Origin of the sequence: Aeromonas molluscorum 848, assembly GCF_000388115.1 — a bacterium.
Lineage (GTDB): Bacteria > Pseudomonadota > Gammaproteobacteria > Enterobacterales > Aeromonadaceae > Aeromonas > Aeromonas molluscorum.
Genome location: NZ_AQGQ01000120.1, coordinates 1 through 12,025, shown reverse-complemented (window position 1 = coordinate 12,025; position 12,025 = coordinate 1). Strand labels below are relative to the sequence as shown.

The window sequence follows — 12,025 nt, the reverse complement described above, 5'->3', positions numbered from 1 at the left end:
ATTCAGCGCAGTGCCGACGACGGGATCCTCGCGCAGATGATCCCCTTCCTGGAGGGACAATCCCTGAGTGACGCAGAGCAGGATGCCTTCTTCCAACCCCAGGTATCCGAAGAGTCGGTCTCCTTGTATGAACACTGCGCGCGGGCGCTGGATCAGACCATCGCCCTCACCGGGCGCCATGGTTTGCCACTCATGGGATCCGGGGACTGGAACGATGGCATGGATCAGGTCGGGCGGGCCGGCAAAGGCGAGAGTGTCTGGCTGGGCTGGCTGTTGCTGCGCACCCTCACGCTGTTTGTGCCCCTTGCCCAGTCACGCCAGGAGGGACGTGCCGAGCAGTGGCTGGCTCATGCCGAGCGACTCGAGGCGGCACTGGAACGCCATGCCTGGGATGGCGCCTGGTATCGCCGGGCCACCTTCGACGATGGCACCTGGCTTGGCTCACAGGAGAGTCCGGAGTGCCAGATAGACGCCATCGCACAATCCTGGGCCGTGCTCTCGGGGAGCGCCGACCCCACGCACGCCGGCAGAGCAATGGACTCCCTTGAGCAGTATCTCATCGACTACGATGAGGGGCTGTCGCGGCTATTCACCCCGCCGTTCGACAAGTTGACCCCAAACCCGGGATATATTCGCGGTTATCCGCCGGGACTGCGTGAAAACGGCGGCCAATACACCCATGCCGCCACCTGGGCCGTGCTCGCCTTCGCCCAATTGGGGGATGCCAACCGGGCTTATGCACTGTTCAACTTGCTCAACCCCATTAACCATGCTCTGGATGCTGCCGCCGTTGAACACTACAAGGTTGAACCTTATGTGATGGCTGCGGATATCTACTCAGTGGCGCCACACTGCGGACGTGGCGGCTGGACATGGTACACGGGGGCAGCGGGCTGGATGTACCAGGCCGGTATCGAGGGCATCTTGGGGATACGTCGGGAGGGAGCTTGCTTGTGCATCACCCCCACCCTGCCCGCACACTGGCCCGGCTTCAGCGCAGAGATAACGATTGAGAACACCCATTACACCATAGTGGTCAAGGCTGAAGGGCTGCTTGCCCAACAAGATGAACACATACTGCTCGATAGCGTACCGTTGCCCGCAGGCGGGACGCCACTGCGCATACCGCTCACCCTGGATGGTGGTCAGCACAGGGTCGAACTGACCCTAGCGACGCCAACCAGCTCCGAACGATAAGTGGACAGCAAAAATGCCCCCCAAGTGGCCATGCCAATGCTGGCACCCTCGGGGGCAGCCACTTGGGCAGTGGCGGGACGCTGCGAGAACCTGGGGCGGTTAGGGTGTCAGATAAGGCAGCAGACGGTCTGTCTCCACCTTGACCACGGCATAACATTCACAGCTCAACCGTTCAAGTTTGGGTCTGTCCAGCACCGTGATGTGACCGCGGCGATACTCTATCACCCCCAGCTTTTGCAGCTTGCACGCCGCATCGGTCACCCCTTCACGGCGCACACCCAGCATGTTGGCGATCAACTCCTGTGTCATGCACAGCTTATCGCCGGACAACCTGTCGAGGGAGAGCAGCAACCAGCGGCACAGCTGCTGATCTATGGTGTGATGGCGATTGCACACGGCCGTTTGGGCCATCTGGGTCAGCAATGCCTGGGTGTAACGCAAGACCAGATGCAGCATGTCCCCATGCAGATTGAACTCGCTCTTCAGCAAATGGCCTCTCAGGCGGTATGCACAACCGGCACTTTGTACCAGGGCACGGCTCGTGGTGCTTTCCCCCCCCATGAAAAGTGCGACCCCAATCAGTCCTTCATTGCCCACCACGGAGATCTCGGCAGAGGCGCCGCTCTTCATGACATACAACAATGAGACGATGGAATCGATAGGAAAATAGACATGACGCAAGGTATCGCCAGACTCATACAATACCTTACCTAATGGCAGCGTGATAAACTCAAGGTGCGGGAGCAAACGTGAGTAGACCTCAGCAGGCAAGGCTGCCAGCAAATGATTTTGCTTCGGGTTATGTTCTGACATTATGTTGGTTCCATATATCGCCCAGTGTATTTTACTCGCATCACACGATATTGAATCGCATCACAAGCATACACCATGGACGTGCCCCAAAAATAAACTGTGACACGTCGAATTTTGCGTAATCAAACGCAACTTTATCAAACAATAAAGTAAGTACAAACCCATCAGGATGCAAATATATTACGCTATGTGTTCCATCGCACCGACACCATACAGCAGATAGGTCATATTCATATAGCTCTATCACATCGGCAGAAAAAAACATTTCATGCCGCGACAAAGAGGCTGGCTATTTCTCATCTGCCTTGAGTCACACCCCCTGCACATTGAGGCCACAAGAGAGCCACTCAAAGGGACCTTACTCAGCACCTGAAGGCGCATGGGTCATCGCCCTCCCCTTTATCCATCCATGGTAAGTCTCATGCTCGTCAAATTCGACAACTGCAGCAGAGCACTGACACCAGGCGATAAAGCATCACGGATACGGAGAAACATCATGAACGCACCCCATAAAGCCGCCGCAACAAAAGATGCGCCTGCCGATTTCGTCATGGAAACGCAGCAAGATGCCAATAGCGCAAGCCACCCCACCCTTGACAAGGTGACCCAAAACACCCATGAGGTGGTCGATAAACTGGCCGAGGCCGCTGGCTCGACTGCCACAACCTTGAGCGACAAAGGCAGTGACTTGAAAAAAGCCAACGCCCCGTATCTCAATAAAATGATCGAACAGATCAAACGCAATCCTGTGGGCAGCGTTAGCCTCGCCATTGCCATTGGCTTCATTATCAGCTGGTTGATAATCCTTATTTACTAGCCAAACAGGCATTAGTTATTAGCTGTGACAGGCATGGGCTCCAGTCCATGCCTTATTTTCGATGCGCTATCACCAAGCCATTGATAACTATATTTAACCCTCTAAAAATAACCTTCACCCCAATCATGACCAGGGAATGGCGCTGTCATTTCTCATTTATGACCAACCACAATAGCCACCTCAATTGCACAGTCACTCATAAACCAGGTTTCATTTAATTCCAAGAAAGGAAGATATATACAGCAGACCAATTTCTTTTAAATGGCATTGAATATAAGAGTGGCATTGCATTATCCAAGCAGAACAACCTGACCCTGCTTGAAGCCCCGCCCCTTGGACTGGCAATGCTCGCAGTGCCCCTCTACCGGATGCAGCCAACGAGAGGCCCTGTTGCAAGGGCTGACGCCATGGCCGCGCGACCAGAGGTGGCAGGGGGATGTCGCGCTGCATGGCGATGCAAACCCTGGCCCCAGGGCCGGGATCAATCAAAAGACGCGGTGCTAAATACTTTTTTGATTAAAAATCAACAAGCTACTCCTGTGGTATTGCCAGACTAATTGCCTCAGACAACCATAATGTGCGCTATTCCATTTCCTGTTACGTATATGCGAACTGTGTATAATGGCAACAATTGCTTCTCTCTCCGACCGGATGTCTTAAGTGGCTGAATTAAAATCAGAACAACTGAAACCCGCTTTTGCGATTGACCGCTTTGTTCCCTTGAGCGAACTCGAACCCATTCCCTTCGCCGCCTTGCAACCCAGAGCCATCTCAGGCATCAAGCGCCTGGCCAGTTTCGATGGCGATTGCCCCGTGATGCTGATCAACGGCTTCCCTGGCGCGGATTACGAACAAGTGTGCCGCCTCCTGATTGCCGATACCCATGGCAAGGATGGTGACCTGTTCGACCTTTGCTACACAGAGAACCTCAACAACCCGTACAAGCCTATCTGGCTGCGCCTGCAACCGGGCACTGGGGTCGAGTTCTGCGAGATGGTTGGCGAGCTGCTCAGGCTGATGGGCCATCATCTGGATGCCGAACGCCTGGTCACCAGGATCATCCGCAAACAGAACAATGATCCCAAGATCGTGGACTTTCTCTCCGACCTGGCGGCGCACGTGGCGCAGGGGCTCGCATTCCAGCACCCTGTGCTCATCAATCTGCTGATCCACCATGAAGCGCAGCAAGCCCCCGTCATCTATGGCCGGGACCTGAACTGGGACACGCTGTTTGGCTCCATCAACTATCAGACCGAACAAGGCTCCGTCTATGCCAACCAGCATCTGCTGGAGCCGGGTCTGATGCGTGAAGCCAATGGCGGCTATCTCATCTTGCAACTCGATGAGCTGCTGGATCAGCCCCATCTCTGGTTCAAGCTCAAGAATGCCATCTTCAAGGGCGAGCTCGACTGGAATGCCTATCAGGAAGGTAAGACGCTGACCCCCTTCTTCACCCCGGAAGCCACCCCCATTCGGCTCAAGCTTATCCTGGTGGGCGACAGGCTCGAGGTGGCCGAGTTCCAGATGCTGGACAGAGACATGTCCGAGCGTATCTTCCTGCGGGCAGATTTGGTCTCCGAGGTCGAGATTGATGATGAACTACCCGATTTTCTCGGTTATCTGGCCTGGATACGTCAACGCTGGTCGCTGCTCGACTTTACCCCGGCCGCCCAGGCCGCACTCTGCCGCCATGCCAGCCGGCTCTGCGATCATCAGGAGTGGCTATCTCTGTCCGAGGTGCAGCTCACTGCTCTGATGCGCCTGGCCGACAGCCTGGCTCGGGAGTTCGAGGCCGAGATCATCGATCATGATCATATTGTGCATGCCTTGGCCGAACAGGATTATCGCCTCAACTATCTGGTTGAGCAGTCCGATCAGGGGGTCATAGACGGTCAGATCCTGTTGCAGACCGAAGGGGAAGAGATTGGCCAGATCAATGGCCTCTCCGTCATTCAGGTCGCGGGCACCCCTATGACTTTGGGGAACCTGTGCGCTTACCGCCACTGTTCATTTGGGCGATGGCGATGTGGCGGATATCGAACGCAAGGCGGAGCTGGCTGGTCATATCCACGCCAAGGCGATGATGATCATTCACGGCTATCTCTCCAACAAGTTTGGTGCCGAGAACCCCTCGCCGCTGTCGGCCAATCTGGTATTCGAGCAGTCTTATCATGAGATTGACGGCGACAGCGCCTCCCTGACCGGGCTCTGTGCTCTGCTCTCCGCCCTCGCCCGCCAGCCCATCTATCAGCATTTTGCCGTGACCGGCGCCGTCGATCAGTTTGGCAATGTGCAGGCGGTTGGCGGGGTTAACGAAAAGATTGAAGGCTTCTTCCGGGTATGCCAGATCCATGGTCTCAACGGTAAGCAGGGGATCTTGCTGCCGGGCACCAATGCGCAGCAGCTCAACCTCTCCGATGAGGTGATCGCCGCCGTCGAACAGGGTCTGTTCCATATCCACCCGGTGGATCATGTGGAAGAGGCCATCGAGATGCTGACGGGCTGTGTCGCTGGCGAGCCGGACATGGCCGACACCCTGTTTGGCCGGATCCAGCAGCGACTGGACGATCTCAACGGCACCTTGCCAAAAACAGGCATAATGCGCACCATACTGGGCCGTCTGTTTGGCCATTAACAAGTGATCGGAGTTGTTTAGCGCACATGTGTACGCTAGATTGGCTCCGCTTTGACTCATATGAAGGATACACAGCGTGACCCAAGATAAAACCGCCTCCGCAGCTCCCCTCTCCCTGTGTGAACAAGGCAAGACCTCGTTCTCTCGCGAAGAGCTGCTTGCTTGCAGCCGTGGTGAACTGTTCGGTGAAGGCAACAGCCAGTTGCCCGCCCCCAACATGCTGATGATGGATCGCATCGTCACTATCAACGACAACGGCGGCGAGCACGGCAAGGGTGAAATCGTGGCAGAGCTCGACATCACGCCGGATCTCTGGTTCTTCGATTGCCACTTCCCGGGAGATCCCGTCATGCCTGGCTGTCTGGGTCTGGATGCCATGTGGCAACTGGTTGGCTTCTTCCTTGGCTGGAAAGGTGGTCCCGGCAAAGGCCGCGCGCTGGGCGTGGGCGAAGTGAAGTTTACCGGTCAGATCCTGCCAACGGCCAAGAAGGTCAGCTACAAGATCACCTTCAAGCGGGTCATCAACCGCAAGCTGGTCATGGGGATTGCCGATGGCGTGGTCGAGGTGGATGGTCGTCCCATCTACAGCGCCACCGATCTGAAAGTGGGTCTGTTCAAGGACACCACCAGCTTCTGATATCGCCGCCTTGCGCTTGCGATACTCAATGCAAAGGGGCCTGTCGGGCCCCTTTCCTGTCTCTGAATAGTGATGATTTCACTACTTCATGAAGAGTCCCGAACTCCGTCCTTCCATGGCATCACGCCATCCTCCCAGCCAATGGCCGCGAGCGTCCAGACACTGATACGGACAAGATTCGCTATTTTTACCAACAACGCCAGCCTGATAGCCGCGAGCGCGAGCTCTTTCCAGACGATCCCGTTTTTGTCTCTTCATATTCCACAACCCTCTTCGTTGAACGAAAAAAGCGACCAATTTTTCATCGGTCGCTTTCATCATTAACGCAAGGGTAAAGGTAGGTCAAACAAAAATTCCAATGCTAATCAGCCCTTGTGACACAAGACACTGAACTGCATTAAATTTTTATGACTCACATTTTTAGCCTCGACGACGCAGCCAGGCAAAGGGCAGACCCAACAGAGTCAACCAGAACAGGCTGCCACCACCACCGCCTTCGTCACCATCCTGACCAGTCTGATTGACGACCGGAGGATTGGAGACAACGCGATTCGCCGGTACACCTTCGTAGTTGGTGCTATCCGGGCTCAGCTTGACGCTGACTACGCTCGCATTGATGCGGCTATTCAGATCGCTCTCATTGGCATAACGATAGGCCGTCGCCGCTATGGTGCCATCGGTACTGATACCGCTGGCATAAGCGATATGGTAATAGGCCCCATTCTGGCTGCAGCTCTTGCTACCTGAATCATTCAGACCACAGATGAGATCGTTCAGGTACCAGTTGTTGCCATTGGCCGCGCTCAGCAGGAAGGCCTCCTGCATGCGGTTGGTACCGCCGGTCACCGGCTGAGTCTGATGACGGGAGTCACGCCAGCCAACCACCATGTTGTGATCGTTGATGGCGGCCGCTTCCGAGTTGGCACCGTTAATCGGCTTGTCCTTGAGGGGCACGTTGGCGTTGCTGCTCGGGCTGTTCAGGTTGAAGATAAACATTTCGGTCGGACGGTTCTGGCCTTTATTGGTACCAAAACGCTGGTTACCGATGACGTAACCATTGGCGTTGACACCTGTCGCCCAGCTGCCACGCAGGCTGGCATCGCTGTCATCGGGCTTGCCGTCGGACAGGGGGATGGCCGTGGTCGTGCCAGCACTCTTGTTGGCCAAGTCCAGGATCCAGTAGGTGGCCAGATCCAGGCTGTGCTCAGACACCTCTTCATCGGTGGCAGAATAACCTACCGCGGCCCAGCGACCATCCTTGAGTTTGATAGCTTGAGCGGCAGAGGCGGTCTGCACCATGTTCTTGTCATTGTCGTAATAGCTGGCCGGCTGGAACAGGGTAGCGGCCCCATTGTCCACCAGCCAGAAGGCCGCCTGAGTGTCGGTCCCCGGACAATAGCGGTAATCACCGAAGTTGTCGTCGTCACCGTTGAAGCAATCTTTGTATTCGTCGGTGTCGACCTTGCGGTTCAGGCCGGTGGCCGCGGTCCCTGTCACCAGGTATTGGCTGCCATCGACCAGTGACACGCTGGTGGCACTGCTCAGCACGTTGGTGCCATTGACCTTGTATTTGCCTTCCAGTACCACCTGATTGCCGCTATCGATAACGGCAAAAGCGGTGCGGCTATTGGCCAAGCTGTTGACCGCATTCTTGCTCGCCTTGTAGCCCACATAGGTGCCGCTATCAGGGCCCATGGCCACGGCCAGACCATCGGTCTCGCTGCCAGAGACACCCAAGCTGTCACGCTGGGAGCTGGCATCGAGGAAATCGCGGCGCCAGTTGTAGCCAAAGTTCGCGTTGTCTTCCCAGAAGGCGTCACAGACATCTCCCGAGAGGATGCAATCTTGCTCGAAGCGGAATCTGTCCACCAGGAAGTCGGAGAAGGGAGTGGTCGAGAAGAAATTTCCCGCATCATTCTTCAGCTTCACCGCCAGCACACTGTTGTCCGCGCTGATCCCGGTCGCATAGCCCTGCCCTACTTCAGTTATTTTGAAGAAAGGGCTCTGTGCCGCCTGCGCATTGAGGCTGGCGCCGACCAGTACGGCCAGTATGGATAATTGCTTTTTCATCTACGTCCTTAGTCCTGATGTTTCAACGCTTCCAACTCCTCCCAACGGGAGAAGGCCTGATCCAGTGCTACTTCGGCAGCACTCAGGGCATTTAGCTTCTGCTGTGTCTGCTCGGCACTGAGCGAGAAGAAGCCGGGCTCATTGACTTCGCCCTGCAATGTATCAAGTTCGGCTTCAAGTTGCTCCAGTTTTGCGGGCAACTCATCAAGCTCCAACTGCACCTTGTAGGAGAGCTTGCGGGTCTTCTTGACTGGCTCGCTCGCCACTGCAACTGGCTCTGTCGCCAGGGGGGCTTTGCTTGCCGCCTTGACTGACTGTGCAGTTTGCAGAGCCCGGGTATCCATCATGTCGGCATAACCGCCCACATAATCACTGATGCGCCCATCCCCTTCAAACAGCCAGCAACCGGTGACCGTATTATCGATGAAACGACGATCATGGCTGACCAGCAGCAGGGTACCTGGGTAGTCCGCCAGCAGCTCCTCCAGCAATTCCAGCGTTTCGACATCCAGATCGTTGGTTGGTTCATCCAAGATCAACAAGTTACTGGGTTTGAGGAACAGCTTGGCCAACAGTAGACGGTTTTTCTCACCCCCTGACAAGGCCTTGACCGGAGTACGGGCCCGCTTGGGCTCGAACAGGAAATCCTGCAGGTAACCCAGGATATGGCGAGAGCGGCCACGCACCATCACTTCCTGCTTGCCCTCCCCCACGTTGTCCATCACCGTCTGCTCGGGGTCGAGCTGATCACGGTACTGGTCAAAATAGGCCACCTCCAGCTTGGTGCCGCCCTTGACCACGCCGCGGCTTGGCTCGAGTTGACCGAGCAGCAGCTTGATAAGCGTCGATTTGCCGCAACCGTTGGGGCCAACCAGGGCAATCTTGTCGCCGCGCAGCACTTGCAAGTCCAGCCCCTGGAACAGGGTACGATCGCCAAAGTCCAAGCCAAGCCCTTCGGTCTCGAATACCAGTTTGCCGGAGCGATTCACGTCGTCCATCTGCAGCTTGGCCTTGCCCTGCAGCTCGCGGCGCTGACTGCGCTCCATGCGCATGGCTTCGAGGGCACGAACCCGGCCTTCGTTACGGGTACGACGCGCCTTGATCCCTTGGCGAACCCACACCTCTTCCTGGGCCAGCTTGCGATCGAATTCGGCGTTCTTCAACTCCTCGACCCGCAGCCACTCCTCTTTGCCCTGCAAGTACTGGTCATAGTTGCCGGGCCAGGAGGTGATCTCGCCGCGATCCAAGTCGATGATCCTGGTCGCCAGCTTGTGGATGAACTCGCGATCGTGAGAGATGAAGACGATGGCGCCACGGAAATCTTTCAGGAACTCTTCCAGCCAGTTGATGGCTTCGATGTCCAGGTGGTTGGTCGGCTCATCGAGCAGCAGCAGATCCGGATCGCAGGCCAGGGCCCGGGCCAGCGCCACTTTGCGCAGCCAACCGCCAGAGAGGCTGTCCAGAGTCGCGTCGGGATCGAGGTTGAGCAGGGTCAGCACCTGGCTGATGCGTGTCTCGAACTGCCAGCCATTCTGATAATCGAGCTGCTCTTGCAACTCGCTCATGATGCGAATGTTGGCATCCGAGGGATCGTGGGCCAGCTCCATCGAAATATGGTGATACTGCTTGAGGATCTCGCCAACGCCGGCCAGCCCTTCGGCGGTGTAATCGAACACCGTCAGATCGCTGGAGGCGGGGGGATCCTGCTCAAGGCGGGTCACCTTCAAGTCCTGCTGCTGCACCATGCGACCATCATCGAGGGGCAATTCGCCGGCGAGGACCTTCATCAGGGTGGATTTTCCCGCCCCGTTGCGGCCCACCAGACAGAGACGCTCGCCGCGCTCTATGCTCAGTTCGGCATTGTCGAGCAGTGGGAAATCACTGAACGACAGACAAGCGCCGTGCAATGTTAATAAAGCCATGTCTTTTCCTTAATTCTTCATGAAAAAGCGGGACAGACCCGGTCTGCCCCACTCTCGATATCACAGGTACACAATGAGGGTCCGCTTACGCCTTTACCCAGAGGTTGAGATCGGCCAGGGTGAAGGGCCAGTCCAACTCGCGGCCAGCCTCATCCCGCAACACCGGGATCCGTACCCGATAAACCGCTAACCAGCTGGCATCATCCATGATGTCGCACTGACGGGTTCGTGCGGTCAATCCCGCCTCCTCCACCAGCCCCCATGCCTGCTCACACAGGTGGCAACCATCGGTATGAAACAGGGTCAGCATCAGCTGGCGTCTGCCGGTTTGTCCGCGTGAGTGATCAACCAGCAGTTATGAATGTGCACATTGCGCTCGAAGTCCTTGGGTCTGGTCTTCTGGGTGATGTTCTGGGCCTTGAGCCCCGTGGCTTCCAGGCCAGCAAGATCCATCTTGAAGTGGCGCTTGTTGTTGGAGAATACCAGGGTGCCATCAACCGCCAGCAGACGTTTGAGATGCTGCAACAGCATCAGATGATCACGCTGTACATCGAAGCTTTCGTCCATCCGCTTGGAGTTGGAGAAGGTGGGCGGATCGATGAAGATGAGATCGTACTGATCGTGCGCTTCCGAGAGCCACTTCAGACAGTCGGCCTGCACGAACTTGTGCTGGCGGCCCACCTGGGAGTTCAGACGCATGTTGTCTTGCGCCCAATCCAGATAGGTGTAGGACATGTCGACCGTGGTGGTCTCGCTGGCGCCGCCCAGGGCCGCGTGCACTGTGGCACTGCCGGTATAGGCGAACAGGTTCAGGAAACGCTTGTTCTTGGCCATCTCCCCCAGCATGCGACGGGTCTGGCGGTGATCCAGGAACAGGCCGGTATCCAGGTAGTCGTAAAGGTTGACCCACAACCGTGCCCCGTACTCCTGCACTTCCATCCGGTGCTGCTCGGTGGAGAGCTTCTGGTACTGCTGCTTGCCCTCCTGGCGCTCACGCACCTTGAGGATCACCTTCTCGCCATCCATGCCGGTCACCTTGATGGCGGCCTGTACCATGTCGAGCAGACGCTGACGGGTCTTCTGGGCGGGAATGTCCTTGGGCGCCGCATACTCCTGGACGACCAGGTAATCCTGATAACGATCGATGGCGGCGTTGTATTCCGGCAAGTCCGCATCGTAGATACGGTAGCAGTCGATACCCTCCTTGCTGGCCCACTTCTCAAGGGTCTTCAGATTCTTGCGCAAGCGGTTGGCGAAGTCCTGGGCCACCTCTTTCTGGGAAGCCACGGAGTCCAGTGCAATCTGGTAGTTGCGCAGCTGACACTCTAGCGCCCCGTTGAACAGGCGATAATGCTTGTCGGCCCGCAGGCGCAGGCAGCTCAACAGTTCAGGCGATGCGGACAAAATGGAGACGCGCCAGCCCTGGAAGCTGCGACGAAGGGCATCGCCCAGCGCCTGATGCACTTCCAAGAGCGCCGGGAACTCGCCGAGACGTTCGCCATAGGGCGGGTTGGAGATAAGCATGCCCACCTGGCGGGCTTCACCCTCAACGGCAGCTTGCGGCAGCGGGTTATCCAGCGCGGTCACATCGGCCTGTTTGAAGGTGATGAGATGCGCCACCCCGGCCGCCTTGGCGTTGTCGCGGGCCTTCATCAGCACCCGGGATCGGCGTCGCAACCAAACAGTTTGACCTCACAACGCTGCATGCCACGCTTGGCGCGCACCTGCGCTTCCATCATCAGGCTCTGCCACAGCTCTGCGTCGTGTTGCAGCCAGTAGTCAAAGCCGAAGCGCTCACGACGCAGGGCCGGCGCCATGTCGGCGGCGACGAAGGCGGCTTCGATCAGCAAGGTGCCTGAACCACACATGGGGTCCATCATGGGCTCACCGGCCCAGCCGCTGCGAGCGATCATGGCCATGGCCAGGTTCTCTTT

8 protein-coding genes and 2 pseudogenes are annotated in these 12,025 nt (G+C 57.0%); 4 read left to right on the top strand and 6 right to left on the bottom strand.

Annotation, left to right across the window (positions count from 1 at the left end):
- Positions 1–1,197, top strand: a 1,197-nt coding sequence (locus G113_RS14650) for a GH36-type glycosyl hydrolase domain-containing protein (RefSeq protein ID WP_152436066.1), incomplete at its 5' end; no start/stop codon positions are given.
- Between the two features lie 99 nt (positions 1,198–1,296).
- Here the strand turns inward: G113_RS14650 and G113_RS14645 are convergent.
- A complete protein-coding gene (locus tag G113_RS14645) occupies positions 1,297–2,010 on the bottom strand; it encodes a Crp/Fnr family transcriptional regulator (protein ID WP_005905574.1) in 714 nt (237 codons plus the stop codon).
- 496 nt (positions 2,011–2,506) lie between these two features.
- On the opposite strand from G113_RS14645, the gene G113_RS14640 reads away from it, so the two are divergent.
- The 3 genes and pseudogenes from G113_RS14640 (at position 2,507) to fabA (ending at position 6,099) form a co-directional block, all read left to right on the top strand.
- Positions 2,507–2,827 carry a hypothetical protein gene (locus G113_RS14640; protein ID WP_005905572.1) on the top strand — a complete coding sequence of 107 codons (321 nt, stop codon included), beginning with the start codon at positions 2,507–2,509 and terminating at the stop codon, positions 2,825–2,827.
- 660 nt (positions 2,828–3,487) lie between these two features.
- Positions 3,488–5,462, top strand: a pseudogene (locus G113_RS14635) (Lon protease family protein).
- Positions 5,463–5,538: 76 nt separating this feature from the next.
- The gene (gene fabA, locus G113_RS14630; protein ID WP_005905570.1) at positions 5,539–6,099 is read left to right on the top strand and encodes a 3-hydroxyacyl-[acyl-carrier-protein] dehydratase FabA; all 561 of its coding nucleotides are present in this window, start codon (positions 5,539–5,541) and stop codon (positions 6,097–6,099) included.
- An 81-nt stretch (positions 6,100–6,180) separates the two neighbouring features.
- Here fabA and rmf read toward each other — a convergent pair whose 3' ends face one another.
- From rmf to rlmKL, 5 genes and pseudogenes are all read right to left on the bottom strand, one after another.
- On the bottom strand, positions 6,181–6,357 hold the full coding sequence (gene rmf / locus G113_RS20660) for a ribosome modulation factor (protein WP_005905568.1): 177 nt from the start codon (positions 6,355–6,357) through the stop codon (positions 6,181–6,183).
- A gap of 162 nt (positions 6,358–6,519) precedes the next feature.
- A complete protein-coding gene (locus G113_RS14625; RefSeq protein ID WP_005905566.1) occupies positions 6,520–8,169 on the bottom strand; it encodes a DUF3466 family protein in 1,650 nt (549 codons plus the stop codon).
- Between the two features lie 8 nt (positions 8,170–8,177).
- The gene (uup, locus tag G113_RS14620) at positions 8,178–10,091 is read right to left on the bottom strand and encodes an ATP-binding cassette ATPase Uup (RefSeq protein ID WP_005905564.1); all 1,914 of its coding nucleotides are present in this window, start codon (positions 10,089–10,091) and stop codon (positions 8,178–8,180) included.
- An 85-nt stretch (positions 10,092–10,176) separates the two neighbouring features.
- Positions 10,177–10,401, bottom strand: coding sequence for a glutaredoxin family protein (locus G113_RS14615; RefSeq protein WP_005905561.1), 225 nt, complete (start codon positions 10,399–10,401; stop codon positions 10,177–10,179).
- A pseudogene (gene rlmKL / locus G113_RS14610) lies at positions 10,401–12,025 on the bottom strand (bifunctional 23S rRNA (guanine(2069)-N(7))-methyltransferase RlmK/23S rRNA (guanine(2445)-N(2))-methyltransferase RlmL); the annotation flags it as partial. The pseudogene rlmKL and the gene G113_RS14615, both read right to left, overlap by 1 nt.

Coding starts and splice junctions, on each gene's coding strand:
- G113_RS14645 (WP_005905574.1), bottom strand. CDS start 2,010: ATGTCAGAACATAACCCGAAGCAAAATCATTTGCTGGCAGCCTTGCCT.
- G113_RS14640 (WP_005905572.1), top strand. CDS start 2,507: ATGAACGCACCCCATAAAGCCGCCGCAACAAAAGATGCGCCTGCCGAT.
- rmf (WP_005905568.1), bottom strand. CDS start 6,357: ATGAAGAGACAAAAACGGGATCGTCTGGAAAGAGCTCGCGCTCGCGGC.
- G113_RS14625 (WP_005905566.1), bottom strand. CDS start 8,169: ATGAAAAAGCAATTATCCATACTGGCCGTACTGGTCGGCGCCAGCCTC.
- uup (WP_005905564.1), bottom strand. CDS start 10,091: ATGGCTTTATTAACATTGCACGGCGCTTGTCTGTCGTTCAGTGATTTC.
- G113_RS14615 (WP_005905561.1), bottom strand. CDS start 10,401: ATGCTGACCCTGTTTCATACCGATGGTTGCCACCTGTGTGAGCAGGCA.